14 protein-coding genes are annotated in these 17,959 nt (G+C 68.4%); 3 read left to right on the top strand and 11 right to left on the bottom strand.

Translation table 11 applies throughout. The features are described 5' to 3' along the window. Positions 1-115: 115 nt before the first annotated feature. Positions 116-2,728, bottom strand: coding sequence for a DNA translocase FtsK 4TM domain-containing protein (locus VGJ96_07210; GenBank protein HEY3286896.1), 2,613 nt, complete (start codon positions 2,726-2,728; stop codon positions 116-118). 19 nt (positions 2,729-2,747) lie between these two features. Here VGJ96_07210 and VGJ96_07205 point away from each other — a divergent pair, with 19 nt between their 5' ends. Next, positions 2,748-3,002 (top strand): hypothetical protein, encoded by a 255-nt coding sequence (locus tag VGJ96_07205; protein ID HEY3286895.1) that lies wholly within the window; start codon positions 2,748-2,750, stop codon positions 3,000-3,002. A 645-nt stretch (positions 3,003-3,647) separates the two neighbouring features. Continuing rightward, entirely contained in the window at positions 3,648-4,106 is a 459-nt protein-coding gene (locus tag VGJ96_07200) for a four helix bundle protein (GenBank protein ID HEY3286894.1), read from the top strand. Between the two features lie 162 nt (positions 4,107-4,268). Here the strand turns inward: VGJ96_07200 and accC are convergent, their stop codons facing one another. From accC to VGJ96_07170, 6 genes are all read right to left on the bottom strand, one after another. After that, on the bottom strand, positions 4,269-5,621 hold the full coding sequence (gene accC / locus VGJ96_07195; GenBank protein HEY3286893.1) for an acetyl-CoA carboxylase biotin carboxylase subunit: 1,353 nt from the start codon (positions 5,619-5,621) through the stop codon (positions 4,269-4,271). Positions 5,622-5,738: 117 nt separating this feature from the next. Further along, positions 5,739-6,926 (bottom strand): type IV pilus twitching motility protein PilT, encoded by a 1,188-nt coding sequence (locus VGJ96_07190; protein ID HEY3286892.1) that lies wholly within the window; start codon positions 6,924-6,926, stop codon positions 5,739-5,741. Then, a complete protein-coding gene (gene accB, locus VGJ96_07185) occupies positions 6,919-7,428 on the bottom strand; it encodes an acetyl-CoA carboxylase biotin carboxyl carrier protein (GenBank protein ID HEY3286891.1) in 510 nt (169 codons plus the stop codon). The genes VGJ96_07190 and accB overlap by 8 nt, the downstream gene beginning before the upstream one ends. An 83-nt stretch (positions 7,429-7,511) precedes the next feature. Further along, positions 7,512-8,603: a Xaa-Pro peptidase family protein gene (locus VGJ96_07180; protein ID HEY3286890.1), complete on the bottom strand. Its 1,092-nt coding sequence runs from the start codon at positions 8,601-8,603 to the stop codon at positions 7,512-7,514. 21 nt (positions 8,604-8,624) lie between these two features. Then, complete coding sequence (gene aroQ, locus VGJ96_07175) at positions 8,625-9,059, bottom strand: type II 3-dehydroquinate dehydratase (protein HEY3286889.1); 435 nt, start codon at positions 9,057-9,059, stop codon at positions 8,625-8,627. Next, positions 9,056-11,491, bottom strand: coding sequence for a tetratricopeptide repeat protein (locus VGJ96_07170; GenBank protein HEY3286888.1), 2,436 nt, complete (start codon positions 11,489-11,491; stop codon positions 9,056-9,058). The genes aroQ and VGJ96_07170 overlap by 4 nt, the downstream gene beginning before the upstream one ends. Before the next feature lie 336 nt (positions 11,492-11,827). Between VGJ96_07170 and VGJ96_07165 the strand changes: the two genes are divergently transcribed. Next, on the top strand, positions 11,828-13,657 hold the full coding sequence (locus tag VGJ96_07165; GenBank protein HEY3286887.1) for a peptidyl-prolyl cis-trans isomerase: 1,830 nt from the start codon (positions 11,828-11,830) through the stop codon (positions 13,655-13,657). A gap of 139 nt (positions 13,658-13,796) precedes the next feature. Here VGJ96_07165 and VGJ96_07160 read toward each other — a convergent pair whose 3' ends face one another. From VGJ96_07160 to VGJ96_07145, 4 genes are read right to left on the bottom strand one after another with little or no spacing between them, the layout of a single operon-like run. After that, a complete protein-coding gene (locus VGJ96_07160; protein ID HEY3286886.1) occupies positions 13,797-14,048 on the bottom strand; it encodes a twin-arginine translocase TatA/TatE family subunit in 252 nt (83 codons plus the stop codon). Between the two features lie 8 nt (positions 14,049-14,056). After that, on the bottom strand, positions 14,057-14,338 hold the full coding sequence (locus VGJ96_07155) for a DUF4321 domain-containing protein (GenBank protein HEY3286885.1): 282 nt from the start codon (positions 14,336-14,338) through the stop codon (positions 14,057-14,059). After that, positions 14,338-15,345: a polyprenyl synthetase family protein gene (locus tag VGJ96_07150; GenBank protein HEY3286884.1), complete on the bottom strand. Its 1,008-nt coding sequence runs from the start codon at positions 15,343-15,345 to the stop codon at positions 14,338-14,340. Before VGJ96_07150 ends, VGJ96_07155 begins: the two co-directional genes overlap by 1 nt. Then, positions 15,342-17,828: a tetratricopeptide repeat protein gene (locus tag VGJ96_07145; GenBank protein HEY3286883.1), complete on the bottom strand. Its 2,487-nt coding sequence runs from the start codon at positions 17,826-17,828 to the stop codon at positions 15,342-15,344. The genes VGJ96_07150 and VGJ96_07145 overlap by 4 nt, the downstream gene beginning before the upstream one ends. Positions 17,829-17,959 lie beyond the last annotated feature (131 nt).

Here is a 17,959-nt window from a genome sequence, read left to right as displayed (position 1 = left end):
AGAGAAGAGATGCGGAACGAGGAGGGGGATCCTGGGCGCGCCAGCGATCTCCCTCCTCGTTCCGACTCTCTCGCCTCGTCCCTGAGCCTCTACCCCCTCCCCGTTCCGCGAATCCTCAATCTTCTCTATTTCCGCAGATCCGGTCGATGTCGTCGAGCCCCACGAGCACATCGCGCGGCTTGGAGCCGTCTGGCGGGCCGAGCACGCCGGCGAGGTGGAGCTGGTCGATGATCCGCGCGGCGCGGCCGTAGCCGATCTTGAGGCGCCGCTGGAGGAGGCTCGTGGAGCCGCCCTGGTTCTGGATGCAGACCTCGGCCGCCTCGCGGAACAGCTTGTCGCGATCGCTGTCGTCGCCGTCGCCCTCCTGCCCCGCCCCGGCCTCCAGCGCCTCCTGCTGGCGCACGCGCTCGAGGATATCCATCTCCTCCTCGGTGGGCTCGTGCATGAAGCCCTGGGCCTCGAGGGCGGCCTTGCGGGCCTCGCGGCGGTCGGCGTACCAGTGCATCAGGCGCTCGGTGTCCTCATTGCTGAGGAACGCCCCCTGCAGGCGCGCCGGCTCGCTCTTGCCGGGCGGAATGAAGAGCATGTCGCCATTGCCCAGCAGCGACTCCGCTCCCATCCCGTCGATGATCGTGCGGCTGTCCACCTGGCTCGCCACGCGGAAGGCAATGCGGCTGGGGAAGTTGGCCTTGATGAGGCCGGTGATGACGTTCACGCTCGGACGCTGGGTCGCGAGGATGAGATGGATGCCGATGGCGCGCGCCTTCTGCGCGAGCATCGCCAGCGGCGTTTCCACTTCGGCCGCGCAGGTCATCATCAGGTCGGCGAGCTCGTCGATGACGACGATGATGTAGGGGAGGACATTCCCCTTGTACTCGCGGTCCTCGAACGCGACGCCGGGATCCTTGGGCTTCAGCATCCGGTGCCCGTCGCGCACCTTCTGGTTGAAGTCCTGGATGTTGCGCGCGCCGTTGGCGGCGAGCAGCTGATAGCGCTCCTGCATCTCCATCACGGCCCACTTGAGCATCGACGCCGCGTCGCGGTTGTCGGTGACGACCTTGTGGCGCAGGTGCGGCAGCACGTTGTAGACGCTGAGTTCGACCATCTTGGGGTCGACCATCAGGAAGCGCAGCGTCTTGGGCGTGTGTCGGTAGATGAGGCTCGTGATGATGGTGTTCACGCAGACCGACTTGCCGCTGCCGGTGGCGCCGGCAATGAGCAGGTGCGGCATCTTGGCGAGGTCGGCCACCACGGCGCGCCCCTCGAGGTCCTTGCCGATGGCCATCGGCAGGGCGTACGGCTTGGTGGTGTAATCGCGGCTCTCGAGCAGTTCGCGGAAGATCACCATCTCGGCCGTGGGATTGGGCACTTCGATGCCCACGGCGCCCTTGCCCGGGATGGGAGCGACGACGCGAATCGACGGCGCGCGCATGGCGAGCGCGAGGTCGTTGGCGAGGTTGGCGAACTGGCGCACCTTCACGCCGGGCGCGGGCTCGATCTCGAACTGCGTCACGGTCGGGCCGGTGGTGCGGCCGACGAGTTCCCCGTCCACGCGGAAGGTGCGCAGCGCATCCATCAGCTTCTGGCCGGCGGCGTCGAGCTGCGCGCGGCCGGCGTCGGCGTTGCGCACCGGCGGCAGCGAGAGCAACTCAGGCGACGGCAGTTCCTCGGCGAGCGGATCGACGAGTTCGGTGGCGTCGATGAGGTCGGCGACGGATTCATCGCGCGACTTCTTCTTTTTCTTGTCGCCCTTGGCGGTGGCGGGGTCGATCAGCTCGAAGGCCGGATCGGCGGGCGCGGCCGCGGCGTCCGCGGGCTTGCCGATGGCGGCGGCGAGGCCATCCATCAGGCTCAGGTCGAGCGCCGGCATCTCGCTGGCGGGCGGCTCCATCTGCTCGGCCTTGGTCAGCCCCTTGTCGGCCGTCTTCGGGCTCGAAGCCGAGCCGAGTATGGCGCGGATCGGGTTCCAGTTGAGGGCGACGGCGGAGAGGATGCTGAGGGCGATGGCGACCACGACCCAGGCGCCGCCGTAGCCGATGGCCTTCACCAGATAGAACGCGGCGAACGCGCCCCAGATGCCGGCGAGGGGATCGAGGTTGGACGAAGCGAACTGTCCGCGCGCCAGCGACGCGATGACGGGGACGAGGACGGCCAGCCCGATGGTGAACGTCATCCAGCGGCGGTCATCGGTCTCGTTGATGCGCCCGAGGAGGCGCAGGGCCAGCACGGCGGGAATGAGCGGGACGATGGCGGCCGAGAGCGCGCCCACGAGGGTGAGCACCGACCAGCGGAGGCAGGCGCCGACGGGGCCGAAGATGGAGCCGGCATCAATGCACGAGCCGCTGGTGTACGCGGGCTGCGCGATCAGCGCGCCCGCGACGAAGACGGCGCCGAGAATGAGCGCGATGCCGCCGATCTCGCGCTTGAGGTGCGCGCGACGGACGGCCCTGGCCAACTCGTCGGGGGTGGGCTCGAGGTTGTCGTTCCGGGGGCGACGGCGGCGCGGCATGTTCTGCACGGGTTCGCCGATATCAGCTTCGGTCACGGGGGCGGTGCGGCGGACGCGCGGCGGCGTGTAGACCTCGTCGTCGGGCGTGGCCGCGCGGCGGCGGCGCGGGTTGGGGGCGACGTCGAGGTCATCCAGCGACGAAGCGTCCGTCGCGCCAGCACGGGACGACCGGGACCGCGTCGAGCGCGGCGCAGGCGCGGAGGTCGGCTCCGAATCCATGGTTTCCGAGGAATCGTCCGTGCTGAGCGTCGCGGAAGAGCCGCGCGAAGTCTTCGCCATAGGCCTCGTCAAGGCACGCGCAGGCGCGTGCGCCGTCATCCATCGTGAGCCGGTCGCCGACGGCGGCCTGGAGGCGGCGGACGAGGGCGCCGGCACAGGCGGCATCCTCGAGCGCGAAGCCCCCATCGCGGCCGGAGCAGGCGATGGCGACGGCCGAACGCGCCTCGAGCCGTGGCGCGAGGCACGCTACAACCGCCGAGAGATTGACGTATGAGAGGAGAACGAGGTCACGGAACGGGGAGGGGATGGAGGCTCGGGAACGGGGGACGGGTTGGGGGACGAGGGGCAGGATTCCGCTAGCTCCTTCTCCGTTGCCGGCGCCGATAGGCGAGAGACCGGTCGCGATGGCGATGGCACGGGTGCCATTGGTAGTCGTCCAGGCGATGTCCCTGTCCTGCACCGCCTCGCGCGTGAACTCGAAGGGGGAGTTTCCGAGGTCGAAGCCGTCCGGTTTCACGGCGTGGCGCTCACCGGCGAGAAGGCACGCGCCCTCGGCGAGCGGCTGGGCGGCGTCATCGCGCGTGCGGTGCGCCAGAAGGCGAGCGTCCTCGATTGACGCGCACGGAATGATGGAGCGCGCGCCATTCGCCAGCGCGTACGCCGCGCTGGTGGTGAATCGAAGGACATCGACAATCACAGCGCAGTCGGCAGTGACTGCGGCGGGAGTCAGACGAACGGCGAGAGACGGGTTCAACGGAACGGGGAGGGGGTAGAGGCTACTGCAACGGAACGAGGCGGGGGGAGAGGCTAAGGGACGGGGGACGAGCGGGGGGACGGGGGATGAGATGGTGCGTTCGAATGATCCCTTCTGCGGACTTCCGGTGACGATTCGAGTTCTCGACTGCCCTACCCTTCCCGCATGGACATCGCTCTACTCGAGGAGCTCGGCCGGTGGGAGGCAAGCGTTTCGCCCGCGGAGACGGGAGACCCGATCTGGAAACTGCACGCTTATCGAGTTTCCCGGTACCTGCTCGATTGCTGTCTCGCTGATATTGCCGACGCGCATCCGCCGCTGCATGCGCAGAGCGCGGACCAGCTTCGTCGCGCGGTCGCGTCGATCAGCGCAAACCTGAGCGAGGGATACTCGCGGCGCACTCCGAACGACCGGGTGCGCTTCTATGCGTACGCACTCGGTTCTGTGCGCGAAGCAACCGTGTGGTACATGAGCCTGCGCGCCCACCTGCATGCGGACCGGCTGGAACGACGCGTGGATCTCATCGCGCAGCTGCGCCGGCTGGTGCTGGGAATGCACGCGAATGTCAGCAGGACGGGAGGATGGACGACGAAGGGGACTGCGATCGGAACGAGGAGGGGGTAGAGGCTAACCGCTTTCGGAACGAGGAGGGGGTAGAGGCCAGGCGAGGGGGGACGGGATGCGGAACGAGGAGGGGGATCGCTGGCGCGCCAGCGGCCTCCCTCCTCGTTCCACATCCCCTCCCTCGTTCCTTAAGCCTCTACCTCCTCCCCGTTCCGTCCCCCCTCACCCCTCGAAGAGATCCTTCCCTTCCACCTCAAGGAATTTCGTATGCACATCCCCCCGCACGAACTCCGGATGGCTCATCACCTTGCTCAGGAACGGAATGGTGGTCGTCACGCCCTGCACGATGAACGTGTCGAGGGCCAGCCGCATCTTGGCCAGCGCTTCGGGGCGGTCTTCGCCGTGGACGATGAGCTTGGCGATCATCGAGTCATAGAACGGCGGGACGGTGTAGCCGGCGTAGGCGTGCGTGTCCACGCGCACGCCGTTGCCGCCGGGGAGATGGAAGACCTCGATCTTGCCGGGTGAGGGCTGGAAGTTCTGGAACGGATCCTCCGCATTGATGCGGCACTCGATGACGTGCCCGCGCATCGGCGGTGTTTCCTTGTGCTTGAGCGGTTCGCCGGCCGCGACGCGGATCTGCTCCTTCACGAGATCCACGCACGTGATCATCTCGGTGACGGGATGCTCCACCTGGATGCGGGTGTTCATCTCCATGAAGTAGAACGACCCGTCGGTGTCGAGCAGCATCTCCACGGTGCCGGCGCCGACGTACTCGATGGCCTTGGCGCCGAGCACCGCCGCCTCGCCCATCCGCTCGCGGAGCGCGGGAGTCATCGCGGGCGAGGGCGACTCCTCGATGAGCTTCTGGTGCCGCCGCTGCACGGAGCAGTCGCGCTCGCCGAGGTGGATGACGTTGCCGTGCGTGTCGCCGAGCACCTGGAACTCGATGTGGCGCGGCCGGCGCAGGTACTTCTCGACGTACACATCGCCGTTGCCGAAGGCGGAGAGCGCCTCGGTGCGCGCCATCTGGAACGACCGCAGGAACTCGTCCTCGTCGTTGGCGACGCGCATCCCCTTGCCGCCCCCGCCGGCGGCGGCCTTGATGATGACGGGGAAGCCGATCTGCCGCGCGAAACCGAGCGCGGCCTCGGGATCCTCGACGGGACCGGGCGTGCCGGGCACGACGGGGACGCCATTCTCGATCATCTTGGCGCGCGCCGCGGCCTTGTCGCCCATCATCCGGATCTGCTGCGGCGTGGGCCCGATGAAGGTGATGCCGCTCGCCGCGCACGTCTCGGCGAACTCGGCGTTCTCGGCGAGGAAGCCGTAGCCGGGGTGGATGGCGTCGGCGCCGGTGATCTCGGCGGCGGCGATCAGGCGCGGGATCTTGAGGTAGCTCTCGCGCGCGGGCGCCGGACCGATGCAGACATCGTCATCGGCAAAGCGCACGTGCAGCGACTCGCGATCGGCCTCGCTGTAGACGGCGACGGTCTGTATGCCGAGCTCGCGACAGGCGCGAATGACGCGGAGCGCGATTTCGCCTCTATTGGCGATCAGGACTTTCTTGAACAAGGCTAGTGATGGCGGAAGGCGGATGGCAGATGGCGGATAGGGCGGGCCGCGGCAAGGATCGACGCGCAGCGCGCGCATCTGCCCTCCGCCATCCGCCCTCTGCCATCACGTGCTCACTCACTGAGTGAAAGAATCCCAACTCGTGTCGCTGGTCCCCGCGATGCCCTGAACCTTGAGCGCGAACTCACTGGGATTCGTCGAGTGGAACAGCGCGTGCTCGTACGAAATGACGCCCTTGGAGTACCAGGCCATCAGCGACTGGTCGAAGCTCTGCATCCCGTACTGCACCGTCCCTTCCTTGATGAGATCGGGGATGTTGAGCGACTTGCTCACGTCGCGGATGTTGTCCTTCACGGCCGCGGTGTTGATGAGCACCTCGCAGGCGGGGACGCGCCCGGGGCGGTCGGAGCGCGGCACGAGGCGCAGCGAGACGACGGCGTTGAGCGCGGTGGAGAGCGAGAAGCGGACGTCGGCCTGCTGGTGCGGCGGATAGAACGACAGCACGCGGTTGATGGTCTGCGTGGCGTCGGTGGTGTGCAGCGTGCTGAACACCATGTGGCCGGTGTCGGCCGCCTTGAGCGCGATTTCCAGCGTCTCGAGATCGCGGATTTCGCCGATCAGGATGATGTCGGGGTCCTGGCGCAGCACGCGGCGCAGCGCCGAGGCGAAGGAACCGGTGTCGAGCCCGACCTCGCGCTGGTTGATGTTGCAGTTGATGTCGCGGTGCAGGAACTCGATGGGGTCTTCGATGGTGATGATGTTCGCGTGCCGGTTCTCGTTGACGTACTGGATCATCGACGCGAGCGCCGTCGACTTGCCGGAGCCGGTGATCCCCGTGACGAGCACGAGGCCGCGCGGCTTCATCGAGATCTCCTCCAGCACGGGCGGAAGGTTCAGGTCCTTGATGGACGTGGCCTGGAACGCGATGGCGCGGAAGACGAACGCGATGGTCCCGCGCTGCTGGTACATGTTCACGCGGAAGCGCCCGATGCCGGGGACGCCAATGGCGAAGTCGGCTTCCTTCTCGGCGTCGAACTCGCGCTTCTGCTTGGGCGGGCAGATCTGTTCGCCGATGGACTTGAGATCCTCGGGCTTCATCGGCGGCAGCTCGAGCGGCGACAGCTCGCCGTTGAGGCGGGCCATTGGCGGACGGCCGACCTTGAGATGGAGGTCGGACGCCCCCATCTGCACGGCCTGCTGGAGGACGATCTTGTAGTTGTACGGCGGCCCGGGCGGGGCGCCAGCCTGCTGGGCGCCGACCGCGGACAGCACCGCGGATGGGCGCGGACCGGTGGGATCAGCCATTGGGATCAATACGGAAGAGGGCCTGGCCGAATTCGACCGGATGCGAGTCGGTGACGCAGATCTCCTTGATGGTGCCGGAGACTTCGCACTCGATCTCGTTCATGATCTTCATCGCCTCGATGATGCAGAGCACCTGTCCCTTGGTGACCTGCGAGCCGACGTGGACATACGGCTCGGCGCCGGGCTCGGGGCGGGAGTAGAAGGTGCCCACCATCGGCGACTTGACCTCGACGAACCGGGAGGCGGACTCGGCCTTCGCGGCGGCCGCGGCCGCGGCCGCCGTCGGGGCCGGCGCGGGGGCCGGCGCGGGGGCCGGCGCGGCGGCCACCGGCGCGTGATGCGTGGCATGCACCACCGGCGCCACCGCGTGCATCGCCGCCCGGGCGACCGGCGACTTGCTGATCCGGATCTTCATCCCCTTGTCGGACGAGATCTCGATCGAGTCCACGCTCGATTCGTCGAGCATATCAACCAGTTTCTTTACGTAGCGCAGATCTATCATCTGGGGTCTCTCGACAGAGTACGACAGAGTCAGACGGAATACGACAGAGTACGGCAGTCCTGGACACGGGCGAACAGCAGGCGTCAGCCGATTACGATCAACTCCCGCGGGAAACTCGTCAGCACCTCGGGTCCATCGTCGGCGAGATAGACATCGTCCTCGATGCGCACCCCGCCCCACCCGGGCTTGTAGATCCCTGGCTCAATGGTCACGACCGACTTGGGGGGCAGCGGTGCCTCCGCGGTCCGGGCGAGCCGTGGGCCCTCGTGCACCTCGAGCCCGATCCCGTGCCCGAGCGAGTGCCCAAACAGTTCCCCGTAACCGCGGGACTCAATGTAGTCCCTCGCGATGGCATCGGCATCCCTCCCCCGCATTCCGGCCCGAACAACCGCCGAAGCGCTCAGGGTTGCCTCCCGCACGACGTCGTGAACGTGCTGCATCTCCGGGTTCACGCTTTTCAGCGCAAAGGTGCGGGTGATGTCGCTGCAGTACCCGCCGTGCGAGGCGCCGAAGTCGATGAGCAGGAATTCGCCGCCGCGCAGTTGGCGCGTGGAGGCCCGCGCGTGCGGCAGCGCGGCCCGCTCCCCGGACGCCACGATGGTCTCGAACGGCGGGGCGTCGCTGCCCAGGTCGCGCAGGTGATGCTCGAGAATTCCGGCCACCTGCCGTTCGGTCAGGCCAACGCGCACTTCCGCGATGGTGCGCTCGAGCGCGGCCTCGGCGATGCGCACGGCCTCGCGAATGAGCGCCAGTTCGCCCGCATCCTTCCGCTCGCGCAGCGCCTCGACCAGGCCGAGGCTCCCGCGGCACTGCCAGCGCCCGGCCAGCTCGACGAGTCGCTCGTGGTCGGCGACGAGCAGGTGCGCCGATTCGAAGGCGAGGCGGCTCCCCTCCCCCGCCGTGGCGAGCACCTCGCGCAGTCCGGCCCAGAGCGACGACAGCTCGATGCGCACTACCGCCTGGTTGCCGACTTCATCCACCACCTGCACCGCATAGCGGGAGTCGGTGATCAGGACCGACGGCGCGCCGGCGAAGACCACGAGCTGCGCGGCGGATCCGGAGAACCCGGTGAGGTAGCGGACATTCGGGAGCGAGGTGACGAGCATCGCTTCGAAGTCACTCTCGCGCAGCGAGGCGCGCAGGGCCGCGAGGCGGTGCGGACGACGGTCTTCCATGGCAGGCAAGGTTGGGCGCGCTTACGCGCGCAGCGCCGCGACCAGCCCGCGGAGGGCCATCGCGTATCCCGGCGCGCCGAAGCCGCACAGGAGGGCGCGCGCGCCGGCCGCCAGCGTGCTGTGCCGGCGCTCCGGTTCACGCGCGAAGATGTTGGAGAGGTGCACCTCGGCGTACGGAATCGCCACCGAGGCCAGCGCGTCGCGCAGCGCCAGGCTGGTGTGCGAGTAGGCGCCGGCGTTGATGACGATGCCGTCGACGCTGCCCTTCGCCGCGTGAATGACGTCGATGAGGACGCCCTCGTGATTGGACTGGCGGCACTCGACGGTCACGCCGAGTTCCGCGCCCACGGCCACGAGGTCACGCTCGATGTCGGCGAGCGTCGTCGTGCCGTAGATGTGCGGCTCGCGCGTGCCGAGGAGGTTCAGGCTGGGCCCGTTGAGGACGAGGATCTTCACGTGCCCTTGAGCCCCTTCAGCCAATCGGTGAATTGCGCGATGTCGTCGACCGGCGCCGCGGCGGAAGGAGGCGGCGGTGCCGGCTCGCCGCCTTCATTGCCCGCAAAGAACTGGTCGAAGCGCAGGCGTGTGGATTGCCGCTGCACACCCAGGGGGTTGCCGCTGCCGTCCTCGCCCTTGAAGACGGAGTCGAGTGACAGTTCGTCGGTCACGCGGCGGGCCGGTTCACCCTTGATGGGCGCCGCCGGCACCCCGCCGTACGCGGCCGCCATCGCGAGAGCGGCGCCTTCGTCCACCGCGCTGATGCCCGACATGCCGAAGAGTCGGTCGAGCGATCCGCCGGGGGCGACGGGGACTTCCGGCGCCGGGGTCGCCACGGCCATGACCGGCGCAAAAGCCGGTTCAGCAGCGGGCGCGACCGGCGCCGCGCCTGCCGGCATCGTGTCGGGCGCGGACGACGTGATCGGCGCGGACGCGACGGCTTGCGCCGCAGCACCGCCGCCTGGCACCGCGCGACGCTGCGCGATCCGCGCGAAAAGCTCGCGGGCAGTTGCACCGACGACAGCAACGATCGGTGCTTCCGGCGCCGGCGGCTCCTCGCCGACCATTTCCATCTCCGGCTCGGACTCGACGACCACGGGTGTGATGGGCACCACCGGCGTCGGCGACATCGCACGCGAAACCGCCGGGACCGCCGCCGCGGGCTCCGGGATCATCTCGATGATCGGCGTCGGACCTGTCGGCGCCTCGATGATGGGTTCGCGATCCTTCGAGCTCTCGACCGGCGCGGCCGGCACGGTGGGAATGCTCCCCGACCGGCGGATCTCCTCTTCCTTGACGTGGGCCTCGATCTCCTCGCTCACCGAGTCGATGGCGAGACTGGAGCGCGTGCCGTGCTCGAGGTGCTTGACCCGCTCGGCGAGCCCCTTGTCGTCGGGATTCTGCACGAGCAGCTGCCGATAGACCTCGAGCGCCTCGTCGCGGAATCCCTGCTGCAGGTACAGCTCGGCCATCGTCTCGGTGACGAAAGGCGACGGTGGCGTGGCGATGTCCGGTGCGGTCTCGAGCAGTTCGTCCTTCGGTTCGCGACCGACGAACGAATCGGCAACGAAGCCCGTTTCGGCGGCGGCGGTCGTCCCGCTCTCGCCTCCGATGGTGACGTCGGCGATGGGGGCGTTGCCGAAGAGCGCGTCGAAGTCCGCCGGCGTGGCGGGCGCCGGCGTGGCGGGCGCCGGCGCGGCCGGTTCCGCTTCGTGGCGCGTGATGGGCTTGGGATCGGTGACCGACTCGCCGATCGGCACCGTGTCGCCAGCATCGATAAGCGGAATCGAGTCGGTCAGGCTGATCCGCGGCGGCGTGACGTCTTCTGCATCGCCCGTCGCGGTCACGTCGAGCGAATCCCCGAACGACGCCGGCTCGTGCGCGGCGCCGAACATCGGCGCGTCGGTGGCGGGCGGAAGGTCGAACGAGGTGTCCTGCACTTCCAGTTCGCCGCCAGCGGGACTCGTCGCGCTGAGGGCGGGCTCTTCCGCACCCGGAATGGCCGAGCCTTCGATGGATGGCGCCGTCTCGCCGCTGTCGGCCAGCGTGAAGCCAGCGTCGATGGCAGGGGCCGCCTCGAGCACCGTGGGCGGCGCCGGTTCGATCGGCGGGACCATCTCGAGCGCGGGCGGTGCCTGCGCTTCGCTCGACGCAACCGGCGCGGCGCCGAGCGGCTCGCCCACGGCGCCGAGCAGGTCGATCGTTGGCGAGGTGGAATCGGCGAGGTTGAGATCGAGGTCCATCAGGCCGATGCTCAGGCGCGGCGCGGCGGGCGCTGGGGGGGCCGGGGGGGCCGGGGGGACCGGGGGGACCGGGGCCGCGGCTGGCGCAGCAGGGGCCGCGGAGACCGAAGGCACCGTGGACATCGGAATGACCGGCGTCAGCGACGCGGCATCCGCCGCCGCAGGGGCGGACTCGATCTCAAGAGCGTAGTCGGGGGACGGTGGCGGCGCGTGCTGCTCCGCCACGATCACCGAGGGCGCGGTCGCGAGCTGACCCAGCGAGTCGATGAGCGCCGTCACTTCATCATTGCGCGGATCGGCCTCGAGCACGCGACCATACCAATGCCGGGCGGTGGTCGCATCGCCGTCGGCCTTGGCGATGTCGCCGAGGTGACGGAGGGCGATGAGGTTTTCTGGATCCAGCGTCAGCGCCGCCTCGAAGACGCGCTTGGAGTCGGCGAGCTGCGACGACTCGAAGAGCGCCTGCCCGTAGACGATGTGCCCGCTCAGGTGACCCGGCTGCTCCTCCAGATGCATGCGGCACAAGTCGATGGCCGCCTCGAGATCTCCCGCCTTGCGGTACTCATTGGCGAGCGGCGCGAAGAACCGTCGTGGGTTCTCCTCGTAGCGCTTCTTCAGCTCGTCAACGCGGTTTGGGACGGGGGTCATTCGAGGAGGGACGAGGGACGGGGAGGAGGGGGGAGGCCTGGTGCGGGGGGAGGAGTGTGGGAACGGGGGTTGGGACTACCTGGGTTGGGATGACCGGGCTGCGACTACCGCAATCGTCCTCTGCAGCGTGGAGGCGCAATTGGTGAATGTACCACGCGGTTCTCGCAACCGTCAATCAGAAGTGCCCGAACGACTTGATCTTAGGCCGACTTCCCCGATAGCTTTCTAGGCTAACAATGAGGCGTGGATTTTGTCTGCGGGACGGGCACCGGCCTGGTGTTCGCGCCGCGGGTCATCGCGTCAATTCTTCACTTCGTTCCTGGGAGTTGCTGCGCCGTGCTGCAAAACATGCGGAGCGCCGCGAAGTACATCTGGATCTTCATCTTCATCGCCTTTGTGGGCGGCTTCCTGCTGGCCGAGACTTCGGGCCTGCTGGGGCGTGCTCCGGTGACGACCTCGACGGTTGTGGCGACGGTGAATGGCGAGGAGATCCCATACATGGTGTGGGCGAACACGTCCGCCGCCCTTGCGCAGCAGCAAGAGCAGCAGATGGGTCGCGGCCTCACGCTCGACGAACGGGCCAACGTGGACCAGCAGGCCTTTGACCAGTTGGTCAACGACGTGCTGCTCCGTCAGGAATACGAGAAGCGTGGCATTCGCGTCACGGATGACGAGGTGGTGGAGACCGCCAAGTACGCGCCGCCCCCGCAGTTCCGGCAGAGCCCGGAGTTCCTGACGGACGGGCAGTTCGACATGGCGAAGTACCGCCGCTTCCTGGCGAGCCCGGCGGCGCGCCAGCAGGGGATCCTCGCGCAGCTCGAGCAGTACTACCGCACGGAAATCCCGAAGGAGAAGCTGTTCACGCAGGTGGCGGCGGACGCGTACGTGAGCGACGCGCGGCTGTGGCAGATGTACCAGGACCGCAACGACTCGGTGGCCGTCTCGTTCATCTCGTGGGTGCCGTCCGACGTGGACGACTTCGCGAAGAAGGTGACGGAGACCGAGATGCAGCAGTTCTACGCGGCGCACGCGAACGAGTTCGAGCGGACGGGGCGCGCGGTGCTGTCGCTGGTGAGCATTCCCCGCCTGGCGAACGCGGCGGACAGCGCCGACGCGCTGAAGCGCGCGCAGGCGCTGCGCGACGAGATCGCGAAGGGCGCGAAGTTCGACGAGGTGGCGCGGCGCGCCTCGGACGACACGGTGAGCGGCGCCCTGGGCGGCGACCTCGGCAAGGGACCGAAGGGGCGTTTCGTGAAGGAGTTCGACGACGCCGCCTTCAAGCTGGCCCCGGGCCAGCTGTCGGCGCCGGTGCGCACGAGCTTCGGCTACCACATCATCCGGGTGGACTCGCGCAAGGGCGACACGCTCTCGCTGCACCACATCCTGGTGAAGATCAAGCAGAGCGATTCGTCGGCGGTGACGACGGACCGCAAGGCGGATGAGCTGGCGCGCATCGCCGGCGGGGCGCTGGAGCCGGCGAAGTTCGACTCGGCCGCCAAGCAGATGGGGCTGCTCGTGACGCAGATCGAGGTCACGGAGGGCCAGCCCGCGCAGTACCTGGGGCAGGTGGCGCCGAGCGTGAGCGCGTGGGCGTTCAGCGGCGTGCACCCGGGCGAATCGAGCGACCTGTTCGACGTCGAGCACATGTACTACCTCGCGCGGCTCGACTCGCTGCGCCAGGGCGGCCCGCAGCCGCTCGAGGCGGTGAAGGACGAGGTGCGCCAGCGGATTGCGACGCGCAAGTCGCTCGACGCCAAGATGGAGGCGGCCAAGCAGGTGGCGATCGCGGCGGCGGCGACCTCGCTCGAGGCGGCGGCGCAGGCCGCGTCGCGCTCGGTGCAGAAGGCGCCGCCCTTCAATCGCGTGGGCTTCGTGGCCGGCATGGGCCAGCTGAACGAGGCGGTCGGCGCGGCGTTCACGCTCCCGGTGGGCGCAATCAGCGCGCCGGTGCGCACGGAGCACGGCGTCTTCGTGATCCGCGTGGACCAGAAGGTGGCGGCCGACAAGGCGAAGTTCGAGGCGCAGAAGAGCGAGCAGCGCCAGCAGGCGATGAACGCGATGCGCGACAGCCGCGTGCAGGCCTTCATCGGCGCGCTCCGCAAGGACGCGAAGATCGAGGACCGGCGGAAGAAGATTCAGTCGTCGTTACGGCGGCAGTCTTCGTAAAGAAGAGGACGACAGAGTAGCACAGAGTACGACAGAATACGACAGATACCGTCGGACGGATCAGGGGGGCGCCGCGAAGTTCGCGACGCCCCCCTGTGTCACTCTGTCGTACTCTGTCGTATTCGGTGGTACTCTGTAGTTAAATCAGTTTCTTCGGCTCCGGCCGATCATCGTCGTTGTTCCGTTCGACGCGATCCGAGGCACTGGGCAGCCGGTCGACGGGGCGCGCTTCGGGCGCCTCGATCTCCTTCTGCACGTCGGTCATGTTCTTCTTGAATTCGCGGATGCCCTTGCCGAACGAACCGGCGATCTCCGGGATGCGCTTGGCACCGAACAGGAGCAGGATTGCCACCAGGGCCATCAGCATTTCGCCCGGGCCGAGTCCGAACATGTTGCCTCCTAGAAGAGCGAGCGCGCGATGAGATAGGCGATGAGGACCCCGACGAGGCTCAGCAGCGAGACGTCGAGCGCGATGGGTCCCAAGCCAATATTAACGATGATCAGGTTGATAGTCAGCGGCCCGATGGCGGGTGTCACGCCGGTGGTGAGAAACTCCTTCACCGCCCCGCTGGGCAGCCACATCCGGGCAAACTGCGTGAAGAAGCCGCCCACGATGAAGCCGATGGACAGCACCAAGGCATGAAACCCCGGGCGGTGCTTGGAAGATCCGCTGGGCGCCATCAAGACCTCCGGTCCATCACGTAGCCCAGCGCGTCAATGAGGGCGCTGCGCGCCTCGGACGCCGGGACATCCACCAGGGCCGACTCGGCCTGCGACGCAAACTCCTCGCCCTTGCGACGGGCGAAGTCGATGCCGCCGTACTCATGCACACTAGCGACGACTTCGGCGATTTGCGCGTCAGTCGGTGCGGGGGCGGCAAAGAGCGCCTCGACGCGCGTGCGCTGGACGCGCGACATCCGGGGGAGCGCCGCGATGAGCGGCAGCGTGACCTTGTGCTCCTTCAGGTCATTGCCGCTCGGCTTGCCCGTCGTCGATTCCGTCTCGGTGTAGTCGAGCAGGTCGTCGGCCACCTGGAAGGCCATGCCGAGCAGGTGGCCGAACCTGGCCAGCTGCCGGCGAAAGCGCGGCGCGCCGCAGAGCGCCCCCGCCTCCGCCGCCGCCCCGAGCAGCGACGCGGTCTTCGCCTGCACGAGCAGCCAGTAATCCTGCTCGGTGAACTGCAGCGCGTCGTACGACGCCAGCTGGCGCAGTTCACCGAGGGTCATGTCGTTCGACGCCCCCAGCATCACGCGCAGCAGCTCGAAGTCGCCGACGGCCACGAGTTCGGCGAGCGCCCGGGAGTAGAGATAATCGCCCGCGATGACCGCCACCTGGTGCGAGAAGAGCGCATTGATGGTGGGCTGGCCCCGGCGCAGCGGCGAGTGGTCTACCGAATCGTCGTGCACCACGCTGGCGAGGTGGACGAGCTCGGTGATGGCGGCCAGGCGCACGCCGCGGTCGTCGGGCGTCTCGTCCGTTTGCGACGCGAGGAGCAGGATGGTGGGGCGGAACATCTTCCCCTTCATTCCGGTCAGGTGCGCATTCACCGACTCGACAATGGGGGCGTCGGCGCGCACGATGCGCCACATCTCGTCCGGCACCTGATCGAGGCGCGCGCGGATGGGCGCCTGGATGTCGAGCAAGGCGGGCGCGAGCGGCAGGCGGCCGGGGGGCGGAAGCGCAGTCACGAGATGGCCGCCTCGACCGACCGGAGGCGGTCTCCGACATCGCGGAACTGGATGTCCACGGCAAAGACGCGCTCGTAGTACGCCTTGGCGTCGGCGGGCTTCTTGAGCCCCTCGGAGACGTAGCCGAGCAGGTAGAGCACGCCGACGAGCTGCTCGTCACCGGCGCCCGGCTCGGCGAGCGCGCGCTGCAGGATGGTCAGCGCCACCGGCAGCTGGCCCTTCTCGAGGAAGCACATGCCGAGCGCCTCATACGTGCGCACGCGCAGCTGCGCGCCGCGCAGCGCCTTCTGGAACTCGGCGATGGCCTCGTCGAGGAGTCCCATCTCCTTGTAGGCGACGCCGAGGTCGTAGTGCGACTCGTGGTCCTCTTCCTCGACGTTCTGCGCGACGCCCTGCTTGAACTTGCGCAGCATGTCCTGGAAGTCGGCATCCTCGTCGCCGGTCGGCTCCTTCTCCTCGACGACCATGCGCGTGGACTTGGGCTCCTCGTCTTCGCGCAGCCAGTCGCCGAGCGAGACGAAGTCATCGTCGGCGGCGGCGGCCGGCGCCTCGGCGGCGACGGGCGGCGGCTCGGGAACGGCCGTGATCATCCCGGTGTAGCGCTTGCCGGCCGGCGGCGGCGCGGCGGACGGTCGCTTCTCGGCGGCCGGGGCGGCGGGTTCGACGGCGCCCAGCGACTCGATGGCCGCCGCGGCGCGCAGGTCGTCCGGCGCGATCTCGAGCACGCGCTGGTAGACGGCCTTGGCCTTGTCGGCCTGCCCCTCGCGGAAGAGCGCGTCCGCCAGGTCGAGATAGGCCTGCGCGAGCCCCGCCTTGTCGTCGTCGCGGAACGCATATTCGACGCGCTTCTGGTGGAAGCGCACGCCCATCGGATTGAGGCGCACGATCTCGTCGGCCACCGAGCGCGCGTCGTTGATCTGCCCGGCGCGCTCGAAGCCGGCCATCGTCTCCTCGAGCATCGCGAGCCCGGCATCGCGCTGACCGTCGTCGAGCATCGCCTCGGCGAGCTGCCGGTGCAGCGTCCAATTCTCCGGCTCCCTGGCGACCTGGTCGCGCAGCTCCTCGACGCTCGAAGCGAGCATCGGAATGGACATCGTCGTGGTGCGGCGCACCGGCGGCGTGGGCGCCTCGACGAACTCCACGTCGACCTCGCCGAACTCCGTCGGTTTCTCCACTTCGGGCGCAGCTTCCGATTCCACCGGCGCCGCATCGAGATCGATGAATCCCAGATCCTCGGCAGCGGCCGGCTTGCCCGCGGCCACCGGCCCGGTGACCTCGAGCATCGGCAACTCGATGTCCTCGACCGGCGTCGGTTCCGTCGAGACGGGCTCTTCGGCGAGATCGAGGAGCGGGATGTCCACCGGCGCCGACTCCGCGGCGACGCCTCCCATCGCGATGTCGAGCAGCGGCAGGTCGCCGGGGAGCGCGAGATCGCGCGAGGACTCGCGCGCCGTCGTCTTGACCTCCTCGACACCCGACAGATCGAGCTCGGCGAACTCGCCGGCCGTCAGCGGCGCCGCTTCGTCGGACGCCTCGGGGACGAGCGACGTGGTCTCGAGGCCGAGCATCGCCACCGAGACGCGCGGCGGCGCCCCGGCGTCGAGTGAGGTGGTCTCGATCCCCTCGAGCGACGTGGACTCGATGCCTTCGAGCGCGGTGGTCTCGAGTCCCTCGAGGGCGGGGGCCTCGATCGCCGGCTCCGGCGCCTTGGGCGGTGGCGGCGGTTCGGGCATCTTGATGACCGGCGCCACCGTCGACATCCGCGACTTGCGCGGCGGCGTCGGGGCATCGAGATCGATGAAGATCAGGTCGTCGGACGACGCCGGCGTCTTGGTCTCGACCGACCGGCGCGCCGCAACGCGCGGCGTCGCGGCGGGATCGATGGCGCGAATCCGCTCCTGCGTCGCATCGGCCTCCGCCGTGCGACCGCTGGCCTGATACAGATCGAGGAGATTCGAGAGTTGCTCGATGGCCTCGTCCTTGCGATCGGCCTTGAGCAACTGGTCCGCCAGCATCAGGCGAATGTCATCCTGGTCAGGGCAGAGATCGGCGAATTCCTTGAGCGCGCGGAACGACTCGTCCTTGTTGCCGGCCTTCTGCATGCGGTCGGCATACTCGAGGAAGTTCTTCTTGGCGTCGCCGTTGAAGCCCTTGGCGGCGGAGATCTTGCCGAGCTTGTAGTAGATGGACGCGCGTCCCGGCGACGTGCGCAGCACCTTGTTGCACAGCGCAATGGCGTTGTTGAAGAAGCCGCCCTCGGCGTACAGGTCCACGGCGCGCTCGTACAGCGTCACGGCTTCGGCGGTCTCGCCCTGGCGCATGAGCATGTCGCCCACGCGATTGTAGAGCGCGACCTCGATGTCCGCTTCGGTGCCGGCGTCGTAGACGTCAAGGACCTCGCGGTAGGCCGCGAGCGCCTTGTCGAACTTCTTCGCAGCCTCGAAGTCGGCGGCCTTCTTCTTCAGCTTGGCAATGTCAGCCATAGGGATGCGCGCGCAATCCGGACCGATGAAACAACCTTAGAGGACGCAGTCGTCCGGTTGGAAAGGTACGCCCCCGCAGGGGAGGATGACAACGGGGGGAACTGCCTCGGAACGGGGAGGGGGTAGAGGCG

The sequence above is a fragment of the Gemmatimonadaceae bacterium genome (assembly GCA_036504815.1).
Taxonomy (GTDB): Bacteria; Gemmatimonadota; Gemmatimonadetes; order Gemmatimonadales; family Gemmatimonadaceae; genus PNKL01.
This window is presented reverse-complemented; position numbering and strand designations above follow the sequence as displayed.